Origin of the sequence: Bacillus sp. FJAT-49736 (genome assembly GCF_018343615.1) — a bacterium.
GTDB lineage: Bacteria > Bacillota > Bacilli > Bacillales > Bacillaceae_C > Margalitia.
In genome coordinates, this window is sequence record NZ_JAGYPI010000002.1 from 562,700 (window position 1) to 584,591 (window position 21,892).

Genomic DNA, 21,892 nt, shown 5'->3' on the forward strand with positions numbered 1-21,892 from the left:
AGAAGCTCTGATAAAACTAACGGGCAGGTCGCGGGGGACAAAACACCAATACACATACTAATTCACACCTTATTTAGCAATCAATATGTAAGTAAATCCACATCAGAAACACACAGTAAAAAGCTTACTGTGATCTTCTATGTTTGCTTAAAAGGTAATAAGGAGGAAATAAAAAAATGTGGTAATATAAATAAGTGTTTCATGACGTATTAATTTTGGGAAAGAGTGAAAGTAATGAAAATAGGTTTTTTTGATTCTGGAATAGGTGGAATGACCGTACTTCATCAAGCATTGAGGTTTTTACCGAATGAAGATTATATATTTTATGCGGATACCTTACACGTTCCATATGGTGAAAAACCAAAAGAAGAAGTAAGGGAGTATATACTTAGTGCAGTGGACTTTATGGCTAATCAAGGAATCAAAGCATTAGTTATTGCTTGTAATACTGCAACCAGCATTGCAGTGGATGTCCTTCGCCAAAAATATAATTTTCCTATTTTGGGTATTGAACCAGCGGTAAAACCTGCTGTTCAAAGTTGTGAGGGAAAACGAAAAAAGGTATTAGTGTTGGCAACTAATTTAACTCTTAAAGAGGAAAAGTTTCATAACCTCGTAAAAAGCATAGACCATCATGATCTTGTTGAAAGTTTGGCTCTCCCTGGTCTTGTAGAATTTGCTGAGAACTTTGAATTTAAAAAAGAGATAGTTGTACCATATCTAAGAGAAAAACTTTCTTCGTTTGATTTAAAACAATACGGAACGATAGTTCTTGGATGTACACATTTCCCATATTTCGAGGATAGTATAAAGGAAGTATTTCCTGAAGAGGTGGACATTATTTCTGGAAGTATTGGAACTGCAAAAAATTTAAAAAGAATTCTCGAAGAAAGTAATCAAACGAACAATGGAAAAGGAGATATTATATTTTTTAAATCTGGTCATAAAGTTGAAGATAGTGAAACATTAGCAAATTATTATAAGTTGTTGGCAATGTTAGACAGGTAAGTTCTTTAACAACAGGTGTGTAAATTTAAAGTAATGTAAAACAATAGAGCGTTGAGAAACCCCATGCTCTATTGTTTATTTATCCCTTTTTGGCTTCGAAAACCGCATCACAAATTACCGTTTTCCGCCTTGTGTATTCGCACATATTTTACTGATAATCCACCTGTTTAAACAGTAGAAAATAGCTATATATCAACAAATATAAGGAGTCCATTCATCGTGAATGAGGATCCCGATTCGTGTTATTTATTTTGGCACCTCTGAACCGAACCCATTACGATAAAAACGAAGCTTCTTAATCAGTCAAACCAACATATTGAATATTTAAATTAGACTCATCTACAATATTTACATCATGCGGTATTTTTATATATAAGAGGCGTTGCCCCAGATAGCTTTGGGGAGATTGATCTGCCCATTTCTCTCCATTAAACTGTGTAATGGTAAATTCATTCTTGGATTTGGAGAAAGAGAATTTAAGCGAATTTGGCTCGATTAGTGTGAGAGTATTTCCTGCCAAATCCAATTGAACAGGCTTCAATTTCGAGGTTATCTCTTCTGTGCCAACCCCAACAGGCGTTTGATAGAAAACCGCTTCTACTTTACCGTCATTTTCCAGTTTTCTATCTATTACTATTAAGCCTCCTTGATTTGCCTCCCTTGCTACTTTCAAATGTAATTTATTATCGCTATATGGAAATTCCCATTTTTTTGCGATGAATTTATTTTCACTTTTTGTAAGATTCCCATGAATGGCATTCGTAAACAGCCTTTGTGACATCATATCCATCTCTCTAGGGGATAAGGATTTACCATTAGTTTTATCCACAAGAAAGATTTCATTGAAAACCACAGAAATCACTAGGATGACAACGTATCCGATAAACGTCCATTTTACTTTGTTGCTGTTAAAAGATTTCCCTCTTTTCCTCATAAAAAATACAGTTATACCCAGTATGAATAAAATAACAATAATAATTGGCAAAAATGCTGCTGCTATTATCAATTCCTTACCTCCATTCTATTAGAAATTGCTCCTGCACATGCAAATAACAATATAGAAGAAAGTAATGCTTTTACAACAAATACCCAAATAGAGGACTCCATAAAGAAACCTTTAAATAGGGTATCCATAGCCTCTCCTTTGCCATGGATCGCTTGAATAATAGAAAAACCAATCAATGCAACCGGGATTAATATGACCAGCGGCTTATATAACTGAATCAATATGCCGAACAGATAGCCCAAAGCACTAAAAAACATAATGTACAAAATAGATACTACTATTCCAATTAGCAGATTTTGTGGCGCATCCAATATACTGCCGTTTTCTATAAAACGGGTACCATTTGCAACAAAGATAATTGCTTTCAATAAATTCCCGGCAAACATGGCTGTAGCACCTCCGATGGTGCTCATTGTCGTTAGAAAAAGGACATTCGCTACATTACTGCTTAATCTCGTAGAGATAAATGTAAAATCATCAAATCGATATGCTTTTGTCGTAATTAAGATGGAAGAGAAGAATGCCCATACTATTGTTAAAATAATGATCATATCCGCCGAGTAATACGTAATGTTCAATTGCATTCCATCCATGCTCGTACCGGATGACCCAACTCCTGCCAATGATACTAAAATGGCAATAAGCTGTGTGGCTATCAGCGAGCTGAATACTCGTATATACGCATGAAGCTTAAATGTATATTGTTTTAAAATAAGCTCCCTTAAATTCATTTCAGTTAAAAACATGGTCCACGCCCCCTTTAGTATCATTCGTTAGATAGACAAATAAGTCCGTTGGAGCTACCACAGAAATATCTATCCCTTCCAGCTGCATTTTTTCAATTAAGAATGGTGCAAAATCGTTGTTAACAACTACATATGAGGTATCTGAATCTATCGTTCTGCTATGATATATTTCTTTGCTCTGCGTAAATTTTTCAATGGCTTGGGTCTTTCCTTTTAATTCTATTGCCATTTCTTTAAAATCGGTAATGGAGGTATGAAGCAGGTTCCGTCCATTATTGATAATGAAAATGTCCTCCAGCAAATCCTCTATTTCTTCTAAATAATGGCTTGATAGAATGATGGTGCGCGGAAATGCAAGATAGTCCTTCAGCAGCACACGGTAAAAGTCCTTTCTCACCGCGGCATCCATCCCGGTTGTAGGCTCATCAAAAATGGATAATGGACATCTTGAAGCTACTCCCAAAATCATGTTAAAAGTGCTTCTCATCCCCTTTGAAAGCTGATAATGGTGCCGGGTACCATCAAAGGAAAAATAATCAAATAGTTTCGTGGCAAGTTGATGATCCCAGTTTTTATAAAATTTAGAGGCTGCCTCCAGCGTTTCAGAAAGGTTTAGAGATGCAGGCAACGTCATTTGGTCATCTATGAAAATCATGTTTGCAGATACAAGGATGCTGTTGAATGGATTTTCTCCAAAAACGTTAATATTTCCGGATGTTTCTTTGATAAAGCCGGCTATAATTTTAAGAATGGTAGATTTTCCAGCACCATTACGCCCAATCAAACCGGTAATTTTATTTTCCTCGATGGTAAATGATATGTTATCTAATGCTTTTACCCTGCCATAATTTTTTGATATGTTCACACTTTCTATTATATTCATTCCACTATTCCCCCCATATCCCTGTATGTTTGCTGTATGAGCTCTAATAGTTCTTCTTCACTTATTTGCAAGCGGGTGCTTTCTACGACTATTTCCATTACAAGTCGCTTCAGTGTTTCATTCTTTCTTTTAATCCTGATGGCTTCCTTTGCAGTACTAGCTACAAACATTCCAAGCCCACGCTTTTTGTACAAAATATTTTCATCTGCTAATATATTGATTCCCTTTGCAGCCGTTGCCGGATTAATATTGAACATTTCCGCCAGCTGATATTGTGATAACACCTTTTCATCCGTTCCAAATTTCCCGCTCAATATCTCCGCTTCCAGCCATTCCGCAATCTGTATATATATTGGCTTCGTACCATCTGTATTTAAAATCGAACTCCACTCCTCTGTGACATAGTACATTAGTGTTGTAATGTAGTATATAATACTATTCCAGTAAATGCAATAATTTCCTTTAAAGGAAATAAGCAATGAGTTCACACCATCCCCTCCACTTTTCACTTTTCCATAATGCTAGTACAATAAAAACAATAACTAAAAGGTCCATTTGTGTATCCATCATTTTGTGTTGGTGACTCCACTATAAATGGTGTATGGTGCCAGTCACCCAGAAAAATACGCGTGGGGTGGACCTTTTAGAATGGGTGCGGTTATGTAAAAATGATAACAAGGGGATGAAGGCATTGTTTAATGATTTTAAGCTCGCGGATGATCGGCCGGTTTATATTCAGCTAAGGGATTATTTAAAAAAAATGATTATAAACGGACATCTGTTGGAGCATCAGAAGCTTCCATCCACCAGAGAACTTAGTACATTATTATCGGTCAGTCGCAATACAGTTCTTACTGCTTATGCAGATTTGGAACAAGAAGGTCTGATCTACGCTATAAAGGGAAAGGGTAATTTCGTCGGAACAGTTGAGACCCCGAAAACTCCCTCCATTCACTTAAACTGGAAAGAGAAAGTTAATGAAGTGACGTTGCTCGCGGATGAGTTAGATTTGATGAAGCACGGTGTCCGCTGGGAGAAAGGGATGATTGCCTTCAACAGCATTGCCCCGGATGAAAAGCTGTTCGATGTCGAAAATTTCAAAAGGGCTTTTCTCACTCGCATGTCTATTGAAGGAGATGTGGTCCTTAACTACGGGTATGCCAAAGGCTACAAGCCCCTCATCGATTACCTTCTCCACTACATGGAAATCAAGGGCGTCGATATAACCAATAAGGATATTCTAATTACAAATGGATTCACGGAGGGTCTGGATATTCTACTATCATCCCTGGCACACAAATCCGGGCGTATTCTTTGCGAAAATCCTACGCATCATTCCGCTCTGAAGCTCTTTCGATTACATGGCTTTGATATCCATGGAATTGACTTACAGGATGACGGACTTGATATTCGCCAGTTGGAAAATAGTCTATCCGAGCACGATTTTGATTTTGCGTATTTAATTCCGTCCTACCATAATCCAACCGGGATCGTCACCTCCTCTGAAAAGAGAGTAGAAATCATGAAGCTTTTTTCAACTTATCAGGTGCCCATTGTGGAGGACGGATTTAATGAAGAATTGCGATATTCAGGCTCCCATTTAGCACCTTTTGCGGCTTTTGCCGGAGCCGGTAACAATGTCATCTATATCAGCAGCTTCTCGAAGATACTTTTTCCCGGATTACGCGTCGGATGGATTTTGGCAAATAAGGAATTAATCAACGCCTTGGAAAGCATGAAAAGAGCACGTACCATTCATACCTCTACACTGGATCAGGCTGTGCTCTATCAATATTTGCATGATGGCCATTTTGAAAAATACTTAAAAAAAGCCAAAACGGTTTATAAGAAAAAATATGAACTAGCCCTTGCAGCCTGTCATCAATATATTCCTTATAAGAAAATGACAGGAGACGGCGGCCTTCATCTTTTTATAGAATTAGAATACAACATTCATTCACGAACACTTTTAAAAAAATGCTATGAAAAAGGAGTTGTTTTCTCCCCTGGAGATGTTTTTTACACGAACGGTGGCGGAGGCAATACGTTAAGACTCGGTTTTTCCCGATTAAAGGAGGACGAAATTGTCCGGGGAATCAAAATAATCGGGGAGACATTGAAAAACGAATTTGGAGGTTAGGAAAATGAAAGTTGGCGTTATTATGGGAGGCGTGTCCTCTGAAAAGCAAGTCTCTCTCATGACTGGGAAAGAAATGATTGCCCATTTAGATAAAGATAAATATGAAATTGTTCCTATTGAATTAAATGATAAAGAAGAGCTTGTGGAAAAGGCAAAGGGTCTTGATATTGCCCTATTGGCTCTGCATGGAAAATACGGGGAGGACGGTACCATTCAGGGTACTCTTGAAACACTTGGCGTCCCTTATACCGGTAGCGGAATGCTATCAAGCAGTATTTGTATGGATAAAAATATTTCTAAAAAAATTATCCGATATGAAGGAGTTCAAACTCCGGATTGGGTTCACTTTTCTAATAAGGAAGAGCTTCCGTTGGATGAAATAGAGAAAATGGGATATCCAGTCGTTGTAAAGCCGAATTCTGGCGGTTCCAGTGTAGGAGTAAAAATCGTTCATGATAAGGAATCTTTATTATTGTCGATTGCAGAGGTATTCGAATGGGATTCAGAGGTTCTTATTGAGAAATATGTAAAAGGCGAAGAAATTACTTGTGCCGTTTTTGATGGAAAGCTTCTCCCTGTCATTTCAATTAGCCATACTGCTGAGTTTTTTGACTATAAAGCGAAATATGATGATGCTGCAACAAGGGAAGAGGTTATTGAGCTTCCTGCTGATTTACAAGAACGTGTCGGTGCGGCTGCAATTGCCAGCTATAAAGCATTAAAATGCAGTGTTTACGCTAGGATAGACATGATGGTCAAGGACGGAATCCCTTATGTTATGGAAGTCAATACCTTGCCGGGGATGACTAAAAACAGTTTGCTGCCAAAAAGTGCGCAAGCTGCCGGAATCTCATACAGCGAGCTTTTAGACATGATTCTTGACACATCTTTACAGGTAAGGAAAATGGAAGGATTTTAATCATGTGAAGGATGAAAAAAGAAGTCTTCGCTTCGTTTTGAAGCGGAAGACTTCTTTTTTTGAATTTCTGCGAATAATGGGTGCGAATCCATGGTAAGTGGTTGGAAATATCAGTGTCCACCACTTCATCACTACATTACTCTTTATTCAAATAGTATTCCACCAGCTGCGGGTAATCTTTTAATTCTTGTTTACCTTTTTCGGTTATGATGTAAATTCCTCTGCTTACTTTTTCGAACCAGCCATAGTAGTTTTGGGTTAGGATGGATAAGGTTTTATCACCCGTTCCCAGTTTACGTAGGTTTTTCGGAGACGTAGGTCCTTCCCTATCCAAATAGCAAGCTATCTGAATGCAATTTTCTTTATAAGCGGTCATGATTTTTGTTTGATTGCTGCCGCCAACATTATAATCCGCGCTCCTGCCGCTGATTTCCTTCAGTAGGTTCGTTCTCTTTTTCTTATTCAGCTGCATACTTCTTTTTCGGTCAAAAGGAGCGGGGGACAACATGATATCTGCTTTTGCACCGCTTTTTAAAAATGAAACCACGATTAAGCCCAACTCCAGCCTTTTTAATAAATGACACATATCATGCCATTTTTTAGAATACATCTTATACTTCGGCTTAGGGATGGCGATATAGACCTGGTCCGTTAATCGTTGTCTTTTCGCTGCTTGAATCAGAAGCTCCACTGTCAAATTCCTCTTCATTTCCACAATGATTAGCTCCTCATCCTTCACCGCTGTTATATCGCAGTCCTTTACCTCTCCGTTCACCTCATACCCTTCCTGAACAAACAGCTTCCTGATTGGTTCATATAAGTCTGCTTCATAAATTTTTTCTGTTCCCATGACAATCCTTTCCCCGTTCGCAACCTAAGCACTATTATTTTCCAAAACTTTTCTTTAAGACTTGAAGTTTCGCCTTGATTTCACGAATTTCCTCCAAATTCTCCTCTTCCTGACTATATAATTCTACCAGTTCCATCTCTAACAATGATATTTCATTTTCGAGTTTTTGTCTTTCTGGAGTGAGTCTTTTACTTTCTTCCCAATCTTTATAACTACCTTTGTACTCTGAAACGTGGCCAGACTGTATTTCTACGACCCGATTTGCTACCTTCCTCAGGAGATAAGGATCATGCGACACCATTACAACTGAACCGGGATACACGGATAAAGCTTCCTCTATCTGCTCTCTTGTACTTATATCCAAATAGTTTGTCGGCTCATCGAGCACTAGCAGATTTGCATCAGAAAAATACAGCTTTACAAATGCAACACGACATTTTTCTCCCATGCTGAGGTCTTTGATCTTTTTAAAAACATCCTCTCTCCTAAATAGGAAGCATGCCAATATTGTTCTTGCTTCCTCCTGTGTTAAATGCTCGAGCACTAGCAGCTCATCCAGAATCGAATTTTCCATATTTAATTGATCCAGCTCTTGCATTAAATAGCCGACTTTCAGCTGAGGATTAAGCTTCACTTCTCCATCTGTCGGTAAAAGATGGCCAGTTAAAAGCTTCAATAGAGTTGTTTTTCCAGAACCGTTTCTCCCAATTACAGCCATTCGATCTCCCCGATTGATTTGCAGGTGGAGATGGTGGAAGAAAGGAACATCCTGTTGATGGGAAAAGGACACATTTTTCATTTGAATCATATGTTTTGCTTCAAATGCTTCCGCATCAAAAAAGGCTTCGATTCCTTTGTTATCCTTTGGTCTTTCGATTTTCTTGCTTTCCAATCTTTCCAATGCCTTTTCCTTTACTTTTACCTGTTTGGCATGTCTACCCGCCTGTTTTTTGGCAAACGGATTTCGCTCACTGGCAGAGTTCGAAGCCTTTTGGTACCATTGTTTGTATGTTTGGATAACATCCAACAGCTTTTTTCTTTCCTGATTATATTTTTTATATAAAGCCTCCGCCGCGTTTCGTTCTTGTTCTACCATCTCCTTATAGGTTGAATAGCCACCATGATACCGCTTTGCCCCAGTGTCTGTAAGCGCAAATGTTGCAGTTGCCACCCGGTCAATAAAATCACGTTCATGGGACGTGAACAAAACAGTCCCCTTATATTGCTGTAGCCAGCCAACTAGCCACTCCACTGATTCAATATCCATATGGTTCGTCGGTTCATCAAGAACCAGCATCTGTGGCTCCTTCACAAGCAATCTTGCTAATCTTACACGTGTTTTTTGACCACCACTCAAATCGGAAAAAGGAATATTCCACCATCCCTGCTCTATTCCAAGCTCTTTTGAGATTCGCTCGAGTCGCGCTTCCCATTCATATCCATCACAATCCATATATTGCTGCAGTGCAGCATTGTATTCTTCGATAAAAGCGTTATCCTCACTGTGCTGATTCCAAATCTCTTGCATTTTTTCTAATTTATTTTTCAAATGGTAACAAGCTTCATTTCCCATGCAGATATATTCCATCGTCGGAAGACTTTCATCCACCTGTTCATCCATCATCCAGCCGATTTCATCGCGGCCAATGGCAAAGTCCAATTTTCCACTAGAATGTGCTGTCTTACCGCTCAATACTTTTAACAAGGTAGTTTTTCCAACACCATTATCCCCAATTAAAGCAACATGCTCTCCTTTTTGAATTTCCAGATTCACACCATGAAATATAGAAGCTGCATTTATTTCAACACCAAGATTTTCTGTTTTTAATATGCGCATACTGATTCCTCCATCCGTAAAAAAATAAACAAAAAAGCACAGACGGCTGCCTGTGCTAGATAGATGGATTCAAATACGACAAATTAAATACGCAGAAATCTATAAACGCATTTAAAATGACCCAATTCATGACATATAAAAATAGACATACTTATCCCATCACTCAGCCATGCACAGGCAGAGTACCTTTTTGCTATAAAATTTATTAGCGTAAAAGGTTAGAGATATCCATATCGTCTATTTTTGATGCCTCCTTAAAAAAATTACTTTTATTATAGCATGTTTTTTGGTGATGACAATACCACCTCTGTTATAAAAACTGAAATTTCAGAGTTCCGGTTCCGTTTTTGAACTGGTTTATTAGACATTTTCGGGATCCATTAAACTACATTTTGAGACATTTCCGCGTTCCATGAACCAAGTTTTATTCAAATTGACCAGCTCTATAAGATTCTGGTTGTAATTTTATCAAAGTCTAAGTCCTACGCATATATGCTTTTACAGTAATCGGTGCAAAAATCAGCACAATTGCAGCGGCTCCAATTAGAGAAGCAGTAAGGTCCCAACCGATGGTACCAGAGTTAGCAAGCTCTCTGACAGCTGTAACAAGATGGGAGATCGGATTAATTTTCACAAACCATTGAAGCACATGCGGCATCGTCTCTGCCGGCACGAACGCATTTGAAAGAAATGTTAACGGGAAAAGCACGAGCATGGAAATGCCTTGCACACTCGAAGCAGTACGTGCAATCACTCCGAAGAAGGCAAAGATCCAGCTTATCGCCCAAGAACACACAATTACTAAAAGACCCGCTACTGCAACTGCTCCCAAGCCGCCATCAGGTCGATAGCCCATAATATATCCCATTGTAAAAGTCAGCACAGTTGCGATTGTATAACGAATTGTATCTGCTAAAAGTGCTCCAGCTAACGGGGCAATTCTTGCAATAGGCAATGATTTAAAGCGGTCAAATACCCCTTTATCCATGTCCTCCCGCAGTTGAACGCCTGTGACAATGGAAGTTGTGATGACAGTCTGGACAAGGATGCCGGGAATAATAACCGGTAAATAGTTATGCACGTTGCCAGAGATAGCCCCTCCAAAAATATAAGTAAACATTAAAGTGAAAATAATTGGCTGAATCGTAACATCAAACAATTGTTCAGGTGTACGCCTAATTTTCAGCAACCCACGGTATGCCATCGTTAAGGAATTGCGAACCGACTGACGGAAGCTAGTTTTATTGCGGAGCTGATGTTCAACAGCTTGATTAATAGCAGTTCTCATATTCTTACCTCCTCTTTTTCATTATCTTTTGACGCTTCTTTGACGTCCCCCTTCACTCCATTGCCTGTGATGGTGAGAAAAACCTCATCTAGTGTCGGCTTTTGAACACTCAGCTCTGCTAATGGAATTCCTGTTTCCCGAAGGGCGATTAGCAGATCCGTTACACGATCAGCATTTGTCATAGGGGCAGTAATTTTTCCGCCTTCTGGTGAAACCGCCGACTGAACCTCCAGCACCCTTTCCACAATTTGACGGGCAAACGCAATATCCTCAGAGTCTTTAATGCTCAATTGTAAGGATGAAGTACCTACGGAAGCCTTTAGCTCATTCACCGTGCCCTCCGCAACAACATGCCCGCGATCAATCACCGCAATCCGATCCGCAAGCTCATCTGCTTCTTGGAGGTACTGTGTAGTTAAAAGTACAGTGGATCCCGTTTTCACTAATCTCCGGATGGTATCCCACATTTGATTCCGTGTTCGCGGATCTAGCCCTGTAGTAGGTTCATCTAGAAATATAAGCGGTGGCTGTGCAATGAGACTCGCAGCTAAATCAAGCCGTCTTCTCATTCCCCCGGAAAAGTTTTTTAATGGACGTTTCGCCGCTTCCGTCAAACTAAATTCCTCCAGTAATTCCTCTGACTTACGACGTGCATCTGCACGGCTCAAACCTAACAATCTAGAAAAAATAATTAGATTTTCCGTTGCACTAAGTGACTCATCTACAGACGCATATTGCCCTGTCACCCCAATTAATTGGCGAACAATCTGTGACTCCTTCACGACATCGTATCCGAATATCTTCGCTGTTCCTGCATCCGCACGCAATAAAGTGGCTAGCATTCTAATAGTAGTAGTCTTACCTGCCCCGTTTGGTCCAAGCACCCCATATATGGTACCGGCCTTCACCTCCAGATCGACTCCATCCACGGCACGATTGTCTCCAAAGGTTTTAACAAGCCCATGTGCTTCTACAGCTAATTCACTATCCTTAAGGGCTGAAACCATTTTAATACCGTTAATCATTGTCACTCCTCCTTCTTCGTTCTACTATAATTTGATTTTGCTAATCCTAACACGAACTATTGTAGGGATTCCCTTCCTCCTTAGGACGGATTTTTAAATCCTCTTGGATATTCAGTGTTGGATTGTTTTTCTCCATAAAGTGATATTAAAGCATTTTTATGAACTGAATATGAACATTGAATACTTCTATATTTTGAATAATATGACTTTGTTTAGATGGTAGCTGCTAATAAATAAATTCGATGCCATAAAAAAGGGTTTTTACAATAGAAAAAACTAATGTTGCTTACAACCAACTGTGGTGGATGATTTCTTTAGAGAAGCCTTCTTATGATATAAAAACAGCTTTCGGAAGGAGATGCGTCAAATTTTTACTTTTTTTTCATTCACTCCTATTCAAAATGTGACAAATTCCACAGCTAATTTCCTGTAACATGATAGTAATAGTTTTAACATTAAAGTAAAAAAGTCATAATTATTCGGGATAAAAACCCATATGTATAAAGGGGAAGAAAGTTGATTAGAGGGTTACCAAATAGCGGAGGGAATGTTTATGAGTGCATTAAATGAATCATTTGTAGAAGTGAATAAAAATCGGGGCAGGCGATTTAAACTGATTTTTGCTGTAGTTGGAATGATCATTATCATTCTACTAATTTATGCCGGCATTAGTTATTATCAAGCAACCCGGTTCCATTCGAAGACAACGATTAATGACGTGCAAGTCGGTGGGCTAACAGTTGATGAAACAATAAAAAAATTAGGTTCCACCAAATTAACAAACAAAGTTTTTGTAGGTGAACAACTCATTTTAGACGAAAAAGATACACAAATGGTTTTTTCGGAGCAGGATATTCCTGAGGTTAAGAAATTATTGAAAGATCAGTGGCCTTTTTTACCTTTTTCAAAGGAGAAAAGTTATTGGTTGATACCTAAAAAGACCGATGAATTCAGAAACCAAATCATGAAAAAACAACTAGAAGAAAAGCTCCAATCTATGAACAAGAGTTTAAAAGCACCCGTAGATGCAGAGGTGAAATTGGAAGATGGGAAAATTGTCGTCTCCAATAGCATTAACGGTGAACAATATAATATTGCCGCTATTTTACAAGAGTATAAGAAGCAGAAATATGCGAATGATATTCATCTGCAGCCCCTATTCATACAGCCAATCGAAGCGGACAGTCCGACAGTAAAAAAAGAAAAGAACAAGTATCAGGGTTTCCTGGCAAGAACTGTTGATTATAAGTTACAGGACAAAGTGTATACGTTAAAAGCTAATGAATTAATTAAGAATGCCTCTATTTCAAAAGATATGGAAATTAAAATCACCGGAAGTGACATTAAGAGCAAAATAGAAGAAATTAATCATTCACAATCAACCTTAAATAAAAATTTTACATTTAAGACCCATTCAGGTAAGGTCATTTCCGTAAAAGGGCAAGGCTATGGCTGGGCAATAGATGTTGAGAAAGAAACGGCGAGAGTTCTGAAAGCCTTTGAAAAAGGAGAAAGGTCGATTACAGCCTCCAATATATACGGACATGGCTGGACAAATGAAGGCATCGGGTATGAAACTACAACGAATAACGGGATTGGAGACACGTATGCGGAAGTATCCATTGCGGAACAGCGTATTTGGATTTATAAAAAAGGAAAATTAGTAGTTACGACGCATGTAGTGACTGGAAAACATAGCACCGGTGAAGATACGTCACCGGGAGTTTGGTATATCCTTTACAAACGTTCTCCCTACACACTTAAGGGCAGTGCAGTAGGAAAAGCTGATTATTCCATTAAGGTCAATTACTGGGCGCCATTTACAAACAGTGGGCAAGGATTCCACGATGCCAGCTGGCGGTCAAACTGGGCAAGTAATGCCTATCTATCAAATGGTTCTGGCGGTTGTGTCAACACGCCTCCTAGTATTATGAAAAGCGTTTATGAAAATCTCAATACTTACGATCCAGTCGTTATATATTAAGTATGACAGCTCTCTTGCTTCCTCCAAGAAGGATGAAAATAAGCTCCACTTATTGAATATTGTGTATAATTAGCGAAAGGGGGAATTAAAAGATGTTACATTTAGAAACAATTACAAAAGATAATTGGCGAAAGGCCATTTCATTACGGGTAAGGGAAGATCAATTGAATTTTGTAGCTTCAAATGCGGTATCACTTGCTCAATTAAATTTCCTTGAAAATTTCCATGCAAAAGGAATTTACCTTGGTGAAGAAATGATTGGTTTTGCGCTGTATGGAATTGACGAAGACGATCATGAGTACTGGATTTATCGCATGATGATCGATCAAAAACATCAGGGGAAAGGGTACGGAAAGGAAGCAATTCAGCTAGTAATTGACGATATTCGAAAAATGAAGGAGGAGCGCCACCAAACGATTACTCTTTCTTATGAACCATCTAATGAACATGCAAAACGAGTTTACGAAAAAGTAGGTTTCCAAGAGATAGAAGGGCTAATAATTGGTGACGAACAAGTTTCTCGGTTCACGTTTTAATAACAAAAGCTGACTAAAATAAGTCAGCTTTTGTTATTCATAGGAACTACTCTTTATTCTCCTTAAGCATTCTGGAGAACTTCTCCGTTTCTTCAAATAACGGAGAGTGGGCGGATTCTTCAAACCAAATCCATTGCTTTTCTTTTGCCTCTATGGAATCAAATAATTCCTTCACCGGCTCTGGCGGAACAGTTAAATCATGTCTTCCCATTAGAAAATAAATAGGGATATCCACTTTTTGAACGGTTGATATTAAATCAATCTTGCTCAACTCCTGCCTAAGAGCCTTTTTGCTAAAAATCAAACCCATAAGATATCGAAAATAGTCCCCTAATTTATATTCCGGACTTTGGATAACATGCTTTATAAGTGCTTTTAAAAGCTTACCGTCGCGGGACATACCCCCGCCAAGCAAATTTAGATATTTACTCAAAACCCGCTCATGTTTCCACTCGTTCCATGGAGGCTTTCCTATTCCAGTAAGCTTCTCCACTGCCTTCATGTGCTTTTTCCTCCTAGCCTTTTCCAGCAGTCGATAATAGGATATCCTTTCATTCTCTGCATAATTTGCCATTTGCGCAATTCCAAAGTATTTATAAAAAAGGGCCGGTCTTTGGTGAACAGCCATTAACCCAATAATCGATCCCCAGGAGTGAGCAGCCATATAGATTTTTTCATGTTTAAATCGATCACAAAGATATTTTGTCAGCATTATAATATCGTCTACAAAATGCTGTACCGTCATAGAACCATTTGGAATTGATCTAGTGTAGGACATTCCGGATCCTCTTTGATCCCAATTTACGACTACAAAATGCTGTTCCAAAATAGGCTGGAAATGACGGATAAAACCAATTTGGCTAGCACCTGGTCCACCGTGCACCATTAATAGAATAGGCTTTGATGCATCCTGCCCCCTAATATAAACCCATTGCTTTACCCCACCTAGAGGAAGCTGAAATAGCTCTGAGATGCCATGTTCATTTGTTATCGGATGTGCTTTTCCTCTAAACATAGGTCCGCTACCTTTCTATTTTAACGCTGTTTTTATATGGAACGTTGCTCTTTGTATATTGTTATAAAACTCCCTGTAAGTATCTTAAAAGCAACATAATTAAGTCACCATTAATCTCTACTACTATTGTAAAACGGTAATTACTATTTTTCCAAGGGAATGAAACCCAACCCAGTATATACCTAAGAAAAAAGCCAGCTACCTGGCTGGCTTTCCTTTTACAACTGGATAAAAAAACGCTTTTCCTCTAATACCTCTTTAAATCCTACTGAACGATATAGATTTAAAGCATTATAATTATCCGTAACTACCTCTAGCTGAGCTTCTTTTAACTCTAATCCTTGCAAATATTTCAATCCTTCTGTTAACAAATATCTGGCTAACCCTTTTTTTCGATGGGTTTCTTTTACAAAAACATCTTCAATCACTCCGACCTTTTCACCTGATTCCTCCCACGCCATAATGCTTCCCGCAATTTCTCCATTATGAAATGCAGTAATGGCTGTCCAATTCGGATTGCTTTTAAACTGTTGCAATCTTTCTAAACCTAGTGGATTTTCCGGCCAAATTTCTGCTTCTGCCTTTAGATATTGAAGTTGCTCCTCTTCCCTATCTATTTTCCAGTGGTCTACTTCAAATTCTGATGGCTTTTCAACCGAATCGATTTCCTCCAATAAATCTCTTGTCATGCCAAATAAGCTATTTAATGGTTTAAATCCTTGTGAAAGGAAGAATTCATTATTTTTCACTTCTTCCTTAAAATTCCCTACACATAACAAACTGTCAAATCCTTTTGGAAGGCTCTCTCTTATTTGCAATGCCTTATTATACAATGAATTATATATGCTTTCATAAATCTCGGCTTCCTTCTCATAATCAGGATGGATTTTAATATTAAGATATATTTTATGCTGAAAATCTGGGTTACTACCCTCTTCCATAACAGCAATTGGTTGCACCTGTCCTTTCCCGACAAGCTGCTCACCCACAAAAACACAGTCGCAAAAATTCCATGTAAATGGCTCTTTTCCAGGCCACCAATATACAACATCCTCGTACTTTTCCTTTAAAGCCTGATAAAGCTTGACTACCTCGGAATGAAAGTCAGGCTCATATTTTTTAATCACAAATGAAATCAAACTAATACCCCTCTTTTTTCTGAATTTATATACAATTCTATCATACTATGATAGTGGGTGCATCTTACTGGACAATTTCCATTATTTCGTTTAAATTTTCTGTATAGACAGAATATTATTAAAAAGGAGTGGGTTACTTTGGTTACATTTAAAAAACCGGATGTGGAGAATTTTTATCGTACTTTTAGCGTTCAGAATTTCACTGTGAGTCCCGATGAAAAGCAATTAGTATTCAGCACGAATATTACTGGAAAATATAATCTTTGGGCAATGGATTTGCCAAATCAATATCCATATCCACTCACTTTTGTTGGTCAGAATTGCCACGAATTGAGGTATTCACATGATGGGCACTTTCTTGTCGTTGGTTTTGATCAGGATGGCGATGAGAATGCGCAGCTTTATGCACTTCCTCCAGCAGGAGGCGAACTTGTTCCACTTCGTACAGCAGAAGGGCATCGCCATATGTATCCGCTTCTATCAAAGGATAATAAAAGGCTTTATTACACATCCACGAAGAACAATGAAACATTCCTGAACATTTATGAATACGACATGGAAAAGGATGAGGAAAACCTTGTTCTAGAAGGTGCTGAAGCTGCGTGTTTCTTGATTGCAGTGGATGACGAGGAATCCAGCTTTGTCTATGTGAAGCAATATGCCAATACATATGCTCCTGGGTTTGTGTTTCAGGATGGAAAGTCCTATTCACTTACTCCTGATACAGACGAGCAATTTACCGTTCGTGATGGAGTAATTGTGGAGAAGGAATTTTATTTTGTCACAACATTTTGCGAGGATTTTGCCTATTTGGCCAAATTCCATCTGGAAACACACGAATTCTCAAAGGTCCTTTCCATTGAAAAAGAAGAGTTGGACAGCGTACGATATGACAAGTCATCCAATTCCCTTTATTTGCTTTCCTCAAAAGGTGTGAATGATTATTTATATCAGTATGATGTAAAAGCTGATGCACTGCACAAAGTGGAACTGCCTGCTACTGTTGTAACAGGGATAAAGGTTGCTGAAAGCGGTAATGTGTATCTTTTAGCTGGAAGTGCAACAAAGCCATATAATATTTTCTTAAAAGAAGCTGGCAGTACAGATTGGAAGCAATTAACGAATTTAAGCGTTCCTGGCGTCAAAGAGGAGGAGCTTTCTAAGCCGGAAGTTCTCTCCTATCCTTCCTATGACGGATTGGCAGTTGAAGCATTGTTCTTTAAGCCAAAGGATGATGTTAACAACGGACACGTAATTCTTTGGCCGCATGGCGGGCCGCAAGCTGCAGAACGCAATAATTTTCGAGCGATGTTTCAGTTTTTGGTCAACAGAGGATATAGCATTTTCGCTCCAAACTTCCGAGGCTCTACAGGGTATGGTTTAGCCTATACGAAAATGGTTGAAGGAAACTGGGGAGAAGGTCCGCGTCTAGATAATATTGCAGGTCTGGAATACCTCTATGAAAATGGATTAGCAGATAGAGATAAGACATTGTTGATGGGCGGCAGCTTCGGAGGTTATATGGCATTACTGCTGCACGGGCGTCATCCGGAATATTTTAAAGCAGTCGTCGATATATTCGGACCATCCAATCTGTTCTCCTTCATCGAGTCCGTCCCTGATTTTTGGAAGCCAATTATGAATCAATGGGTAGGAGATCCTGAAAAAGATTTCGATAAGCTGACAGAATACTCTCCTATCACCTACTTGGATAACATGACAAAGCCTATGCTCGTTATACAAGGTGCCAATGATCCGAGGGTAGTGAAGCAGGAATCTGACCAAATTGTTAAGGCCCTTCAGGATAAAGGAGTCCCTGTAAAATACCTAGTGCTTGAGGATGAAGGCCATGGATTTTCCAAGAAGGAAAATGAAATTCTTGTGAATCGGACGATTTTAGAATTCTTTGACCAGTTTGTTAGTGTGAAAGTATCTATCTAATAGAAAAAAGCTGAACGATTGATTCGTTCAGCTTTTTACATTGCCAGCAATATTTTTAAATTACTGTTTGTTTATATAATATTACGAACTTTTCACAGATTCTTTTGTCGTAATATTGCGATGCTTCCCTGCCAACTGTAAGCTTTTTATTTTTAACGCGCCCCAACGGTGAAGGAAATAAATAACTTCCACAACCGCGACTCCACCAATTAAATCAAATACGACATGCTGCTTCACAAAAAGAATCGAAACCATAATTAGAAGTGACATGAAGGAAACTCCCATTCGGAGCTTCCGAGGAATATTTTTTGCTGATTGAAATCCCCTCAAGATTAAATAGGATGTTAATACATGGGTGCTGGGGAAACAATTATATGGTTCATCCAGTTTATAAACGGAGCGAACCATATTGGTTAACAGGTCATGCCCTGTTAATGTTGGCCTAGGCACGGAGGTTTGAAAAATAGAATAAACCCCGTAGCAAACTAATAGACCGATATTAAAATAAATTAATGTTCGATAATAAACTTGACGATTTTTCACGCAAAGATACACCATTGCTGCCAAAATAAATACGAACCATGATACATACGGTAAAATAAATATTTTAATAAAAGGAATATGACGATCAAAGTCTGTCACGAGACTATAAGCTTTTCCTTTTTGTCGATTTATTAAAACATATAAGGTTCCCAATAATGGTATAGATAACAGCCAGCACAATGCCATCAAATGAGATGGAATGGTTTTCCGATTCATTCAGGTCACCCTCTCATCAGTTGTAAGTAAAACATACCCGTTTTTGACTTTTCCCTAACCGCACCTGTTGCCTATTTTTCTTTGCGGTAAAGATGTACTTTTTTACCTCTTTTTGCATTCTATTTAAAATAGCCCTGATTGTAGATAGGAAAGAGCCCTTATTTTGTCAATTAACTTCATTTATTTATTACATAAACAATTGTAAGCCGAAATAATTAAAAAAAGATTAAAAGAGGCTTGGAAAATAAAGAACAGGTCAAATTAATAATGAAGAAGTGAACATTAGGAGTACTCATGGTTAAAAGCCATTAAAACGAAATAAAGCAAGCATATAGATGCTTGCTTTTTACTTAGTCTTTGATTCGATTTTACTTTTTACTGAAGCTACGAGCTCCATATTTTCTTTTAACCATATTGGAGTTTTTACATGATCCATAACTTCATCCTTTGTCATCCAATGGATGGATTCGACCTCATCTGGACTCTTTGCATATGGTTCCCCAGCTAAATATTCACAAAGAAAAACGATGTTGATTACATTTATCCCTGTATCAACCGTGAAAGAAGAGCTTCCTGCATAATGGACTATCTCTTTTATATGTATTCCAACCTCCTCCAAAATCTCCCTTTTCAAGGTACTCTCTAAAATATTCGGTGAATCTCCTGTATTCTCCACCTTTCCACCGACAAAGGACAGCAACCCTCCAGCATGCTCTTCCTTCACACTACGCTCTATCAACAACCATTTGTCATCCTTAAAAATAGCGCCCTCAACGTTAACAATAAACACTTCCGCTCTCTCCCCTCTTTTAGACTACCTCTTTCCATACCATCTCATATCAAATTCCAGCCCCAATGCCTGTCCGAACAGATTCCCGAATTCAATAAAACCGCTTCCTTTAGCCGTAATAAGATTGCCGTCTTGAACTATTAAATCACGGGAATATTTTTCCATCTCAAAGACATCCAATTCTCTCATTACCTCTTCTTCCATGCCAATTGTATATTTTTTGCCTTTTAGTACTCCTGCTTTGGCTAATAAATAAGGTGAGCTTGAAATGCTTGCAATAATCATTTTTTCATTTACTGCTTTTCTAATAAATGCAAACCATTTATCTTTATCAAACAAAAGAGATATATCCATGCATCCCGGCAGCAATAAACTATCTAGCTCCTGAATATCGACATCATCTATCTCTGTATCAGGTACGCATGTTAACCCTGATTCTCCTTTTACCGGCATAGAATCGATACCAACTGTAATAATAGGCTTGTTGCCCTGCATTAATATGGATAACGCCACTGTCAGCTCATACTCACTGAACTCTGGATATAATAAGACAGCTGTTTTTTTCTTCTTCATAATGTAATCCCTCCAGAAAACTTAGATAATACTAAAAATTATACCAAACCCATTTTGTTTTATAATAAAACGGCACGAACTTTATTCGAAATGGCACGAATCTGTTGATGAATAGCACCAAAACAATGCAAAACGGCACGAATTTATGCTCAAATAGCCCGATTTAGGTCTTTTTTCCCACAAAAAAAATAAACCCTCCAAAGCGGAAGGTTTATATCCAATGTGCAAACCATGCAATATACAAGGCGGCAGGTATAAAAATAATCTGTGCCAGTATGGTTCCAACTAATTTGGAGCTTACCATAGCGAAGGAGTAGCTTTTTAGATAAACATACTTGTTTTCCTTCTTTACCACTTGATCTGCTAGTACAGAGGCTTTCGGGTCGACAAACAATGTTAATAAAATCGTTGCAACACCATTAATGATTCCTGATGATGTTATTGCAGCTGCTGCATATTTCGGTTCGACAATAACGGAGGCATATAGAGCAGCTAGCATTCCAACTGTATAAATGGATGTTATCAATACATTCACAACAAATATCCGCTTCGGGAAAGTGCTACGATTGATACCTTTTAAATAAGATAAGCGTGGTAAACGAATACAAGCAATAACCTTCTTCAAGCCTTGTTTATTGCTCCATTTTTTTAGCACGGCAAAAATAGATCCTTTTTCCAGCGAGAGCTGGGTAATGGCCCTTGAAAAAACAGCAATAAAGGTTGGAAATAACAGCATTCCGATACAAACTCCCAGCGTTGTAACTCCTATTAAAATCCTGTATTGATCTTGAATGAATTCTAACGTATGGGCTTTCGGCGCTTCCCCAATGAGCTTCCCGGTCATCGGTTGCTGAAACATCGTTGAAAATCTAGAAACAATTATCATCGTGTTAAATAAAGATAAGGCGGATGCGATTAAACCCACTCTCGCGCCTGAAAGTCTAGTGGAATAAGCCAGCGTTTCGACGGTCGTTACGATTAACAAAAATAATGAGATAATGATTAATTTCATTGAAATTAGTTCCATTGTTATTCTCTTTTCCTTTTTCTTTATTTTATGAAGTCTTACTCGTTTTTATATGCTCTCAGTAATTCGACTATATCCGCCAGTTTTCCTTCTGACCCAATATGCATTTTAACTTTGCCATTTACTAAGGAACTATTTTACATTATCCACAAATAGCAGAAAAGCCTTTTTCTCTAGTTCCATTGCAAAAATAATATGCCCATATAATTTTTTTATTAAAAATTAATCCTCTCTTAATATAACATCTTTACAATCATTATTGGTAGAACGGCATAAGGGGCCGTTAGTGCCGACAGCGAAGGATGGGGCTGCCGGTTTTGGAGGGAAAAGCTTTTAATTTTGTACGTTTGATGCTATTCGCATATTGTATAATTTCTAATTATAGGTTGGTTTTTGTAGAATCTGATTGTGAATTCCTGACCCTCT

The 21,892-nt window shown here is 38.3% G+C and carries 20 protein-coding genes; 6 read left to right on the forward strand and 14 right to left on the reverse strand.

From position 1 onward, the window contains the following. Positions 1 to 234: 234 nt before the first annotated feature. Positions 235 to 1,008, forward strand: coding sequence for a glutamate racemase (murI, locus tag KHA87_RS14140; protein WP_213095178.1), 774 nt, complete (start codon positions 235 to 237; stop codon positions 1,006 to 1,008). A 295-nt stretch (positions 1,009 to 1,303) separates the two neighbouring features. On the opposite strand, the gene KHA87_RS14145 is transcribed toward murI, so the two are convergent. From KHA87_RS14145 to KHA87_RS14160, 4 genes are read right to left on the reverse strand one after another with little or no spacing between them, the layout of a single operon-like run. After that, the gene (locus KHA87_RS14145) at positions 1,304 to 2,014 is read right to left on the reverse strand and encodes a hypothetical protein (RefSeq protein ID WP_213094798.1); all 711 of its coding nucleotides are present in this window, start codon (positions 2,012 to 2,014) and stop codon (positions 1,304 to 1,306) included. Then, complete coding sequence (locus KHA87_RS14150) at positions 2,011 to 2,760, reverse strand: hypothetical protein (protein ID WP_213094799.1); 750 nt, start codon at positions 2,758 to 2,760, stop codon at positions 2,011 to 2,013. Before KHA87_RS14150 ends, KHA87_RS14145 begins: the two co-directional genes overlap by 4 nt. After that, complete coding sequence (locus KHA87_RS14155) at positions 2,747 to 3,643, reverse strand: ABC transporter ATP-binding protein (RefSeq protein WP_213094800.1); 897 nt, start codon at positions 3,641 to 3,643, stop codon at positions 2,747 to 2,749. The genes KHA87_RS14150 and KHA87_RS14155 overlap by 14 nt, the downstream gene beginning before the upstream one ends. Further along, positions 3,640 to 4,131: a GntR family transcriptional regulator gene (locus KHA87_RS14160; RefSeq protein WP_349305586.1), complete on the reverse strand. Its 492-nt coding sequence runs from the start codon at positions 4,129 to 4,131 to the stop codon at positions 3,640 to 3,642. Before KHA87_RS14160 ends, KHA87_RS14155 begins: the two co-directional genes overlap by 4 nt. 203 nt (positions 4,132 to 4,334) lie before the next feature. Here KHA87_RS14160 and pdxR point away from each other — a divergent pair, with 203 nt between their 5' ends. Beyond that, entirely contained in the window at positions 4,335 to 5,783 is a 1,449-nt protein-coding gene (pdxR, locus tag KHA87_RS14165; RefSeq protein ID WP_213094801.1) for a MocR-like pyridoxine biosynthesis transcription factor PdxR, read from the forward strand. Positions 5,784 to 5,787: 4 nt separating this feature from the next. After that, entirely contained in the window at positions 5,788 to 6,702 is a 915-nt protein-coding gene (locus KHA87_RS14170) for a D-alanine--D-alanine ligase (protein ID WP_213094802.1), read from the forward strand. A 136-nt stretch (positions 6,703 to 6,838) separates the two neighbouring features. On the opposite strand, the gene KHA87_RS14175 is transcribed toward KHA87_RS14170, so the two are convergent. The 4 genes from KHA87_RS14175 to KHA87_RS14190 all read right to left on the reverse strand — a co-directional run bounded on the left by KHA87_RS14175 (position 6,839) and on the right by KHA87_RS14190 (position 11,702). After that, the gene (locus KHA87_RS14175) at positions 6,839 to 7,552 is read right to left on the reverse strand and encodes a DUF2161 domain-containing phosphodiesterase (protein WP_213094803.1); all 714 of its coding nucleotides are present in this window, start codon (positions 7,550 to 7,552) and stop codon (positions 6,839 to 6,841) included. Positions 7,553 to 7,586: 34 nt separating this feature from the next. Further along, entirely contained in the window at positions 7,587 to 9,389 is a 1,803-nt protein-coding gene (gene abc-f, locus KHA87_RS14180; RefSeq protein WP_213094804.1) for a ribosomal protection-like ABC-F family protein, read from the reverse strand. A 475-nt stretch (positions 9,390 to 9,864) separates the two neighbouring features. After that, a complete protein-coding gene (locus KHA87_RS14185) occupies positions 9,865 to 10,677 on the reverse strand; it encodes an ABC transporter permease (protein WP_213094805.1) in 813 nt (270 codons plus the stop codon). Then, positions 10,674 to 11,702, reverse strand: coding sequence for an ATP-binding cassette domain-containing protein (locus tag KHA87_RS14190; protein ID WP_249310398.1), 1,029 nt, complete (start codon positions 11,700 to 11,702; stop codon positions 10,674 to 10,676). The genes KHA87_RS14185 and KHA87_RS14190 overlap by 4 nt, the downstream gene beginning before the upstream one ends. 553 nt (positions 11,703 to 12,255) lie before the next feature. On the opposite strand from KHA87_RS14190, the gene KHA87_RS14195 reads away from it, so the two are divergent. Next, a complete protein-coding gene (locus KHA87_RS14195; RefSeq protein ID WP_481748362.1) occupies positions 12,256 to 13,686 on the forward strand; it encodes a L,D-transpeptidase family protein in 1,431 nt (476 codons plus the stop codon). A 92-nt stretch (positions 13,687 to 13,778) separates the two neighbouring features. After that, complete coding sequence (locus KHA87_RS14200; protein ID WP_213094807.1) at positions 13,779 to 14,222, forward strand: GNAT family N-acetyltransferase; 444 nt, start codon at positions 13,779 to 13,781, stop codon at positions 14,220 to 14,222. Positions 14,223 to 14,268: 46 nt separating this feature from the next. On the opposite strand, the gene KHA87_RS14205 is transcribed toward KHA87_RS14200, so the two are convergent. Continuing rightward, entirely contained in the window at positions 14,269 to 15,237 is a 969-nt protein-coding gene (locus KHA87_RS14205) for an alpha/beta fold hydrolase (protein ID WP_213094808.1), read from the reverse strand. 218 nt (positions 15,238 to 15,455) lie between these two features. Next, a complete protein-coding gene (locus KHA87_RS14210; RefSeq protein ID WP_213094809.1) occupies positions 15,456 to 16,376 on the reverse strand; it encodes a GNAT family N-acetyltransferase in 921 nt (306 codons plus the stop codon). Between the two features lie 138 nt (positions 16,377 to 16,514). Between KHA87_RS14210 and KHA87_RS14215 the strand changes: the two genes are divergently transcribed. Continuing rightward, entirely contained in the window at positions 16,515 to 18,317 is a 1,803-nt protein-coding gene (locus tag KHA87_RS14215; RefSeq protein ID WP_213094810.1) for a S9 family peptidase, read from the forward strand. Between the two features lie 81 nt (positions 18,318 to 18,398). Here the strand turns inward: KHA87_RS14215 and KHA87_RS14220 are convergent, their stop codons facing one another. The 4 genes from KHA87_RS14220 to KHA87_RS14235 form a co-directional block, all read right to left on the reverse strand. After that, a complete protein-coding gene (locus tag KHA87_RS14220) occupies positions 18,399 to 19,076 on the reverse strand; it encodes a phosphatase PAP2 family protein (protein WP_213094811.1) in 678 nt (225 codons plus the stop codon). A 346-nt stretch (positions 19,077 to 19,422) separates the two neighbouring features. Continuing rightward, the gene (locus KHA87_RS14225) at positions 19,423 to 19,866 is read right to left on the reverse strand and encodes an NUDIX hydrolase (protein WP_213094812.1); all 444 of its coding nucleotides are present in this window, start codon (positions 19,864 to 19,866) and stop codon (positions 19,423 to 19,425) included. Positions 19,867 to 19,890: 24 nt separating this feature from the next. Next, positions 19,891 to 20,439, reverse strand: coding sequence for a DJ-1/PfpI family protein (locus KHA87_RS14230; protein WP_213094813.1), 549 nt, complete (start codon positions 20,437 to 20,439; stop codon positions 19,891 to 19,893). Positions 20,440 to 20,650: 211 nt separating this feature from the next. After that, the gene (locus tag KHA87_RS14235; protein WP_213094814.1) at positions 20,651 to 21,466 is read right to left on the reverse strand and encodes a lipid II flippase Amj family protein; all 816 of its coding nucleotides are present in this window, start codon (positions 21,464 to 21,466) and stop codon (positions 20,651 to 20,653) included. Between the last annotated feature and the right edge of the window lie 426 nt (positions 21,467 to 21,892).

Bases quoted from the DNA above. Each gene is read 5' to 3' on its own strand.
- KHA87_RS14150 (WP_213094799.1), bottom strand. From the start codon at position 2,760: ATGTTTTTAACTGAAATGAATTTAAGGGAGCTTATTTTAAAACAATAT.
- KHA87_RS14235 (WP_213094814.1), bottom strand. From the start codon at position 21,466: ATGGAACTAATTTCAATGAAATTAATCATTATCTCATTATTTTTGTTA.
- KHA87_RS14200 (WP_213094807.1), top strand. From the start codon at position 13,779: ATGTTACATTTAGAAACAATTACAAAAGATAATTGGCGAAAGGCCATT.
- abc-f (WP_213094804.1), bottom strand. From the start codon at position 9,389: ATGCGCATATTAAAAACAGAAAATCTTGGTGTTGAAATAAATGCAGCT.
- KHA87_RS14205 (WP_213094808.1), bottom strand. From the start codon at position 15,237: ATGTTTAGAGGAAAAGCACATCCGATAACAAATGAACATGGCATCTCA.
- murI (WP_213095178.1), top strand. From the start codon at position 235: ATGAAAATAGGTTTTTTTGATTCTGGAATAGGTGGAATGACCGTACTT.
- KHA87_RS14155 (WP_213094800.1), bottom strand. From the start codon at position 3,643: ATGAATATAATAGAAAGTGTGAACATATCAAAAAATTATGGCAGGGTA.
- KHA87_RS14230 (WP_213094813.1), bottom strand. From the start codon at position 20,439: ATGAAGAAGAAAAAAACAGCTGTCTTATTATATCCAGAGTTCAGTGAG.
- KHA87_RS14175 (WP_213094803.1), bottom strand. From the start codon at position 7,552: ATGGGAACAGAAAAAATTTATGAAGCAGACTTATATGAACCAATCAGG.
- KHA87_RS14195 (WP_481748362.1), top strand. From the start codon at position 12,256: ATGAGTGCATTAAATGAATCATTTGTAGAAGTGAATAAAAATCGGGGC.
- KHA87_RS14185 (WP_213094805.1), bottom strand. From the start codon at position 10,677: ATGAGAACTGCTATTAATCAAGCTGTTGAACATCAGCTCCGCAATAAA.
- KHA87_RS14170 (WP_213094802.1), top strand. From the start codon at position 5,788: ATGAAAGTTGGCGTTATTATGGGAGGCGTGTCCTCTGAAAAGCAAGTC.
- KHA87_RS14220 (WP_213094811.1), bottom strand. From the start codon at position 19,076: ATGAATCGGAAAACCATTCCATCTCATTTGATGGCATTGTGCTGGCTG.
- KHA87_RS14190 (WP_249310398.1), bottom strand. From the start codon at position 11,702: ATGATTAACGGTATTAAAATGGTTTCAGCCCTTAAGGATAGTGAATTA.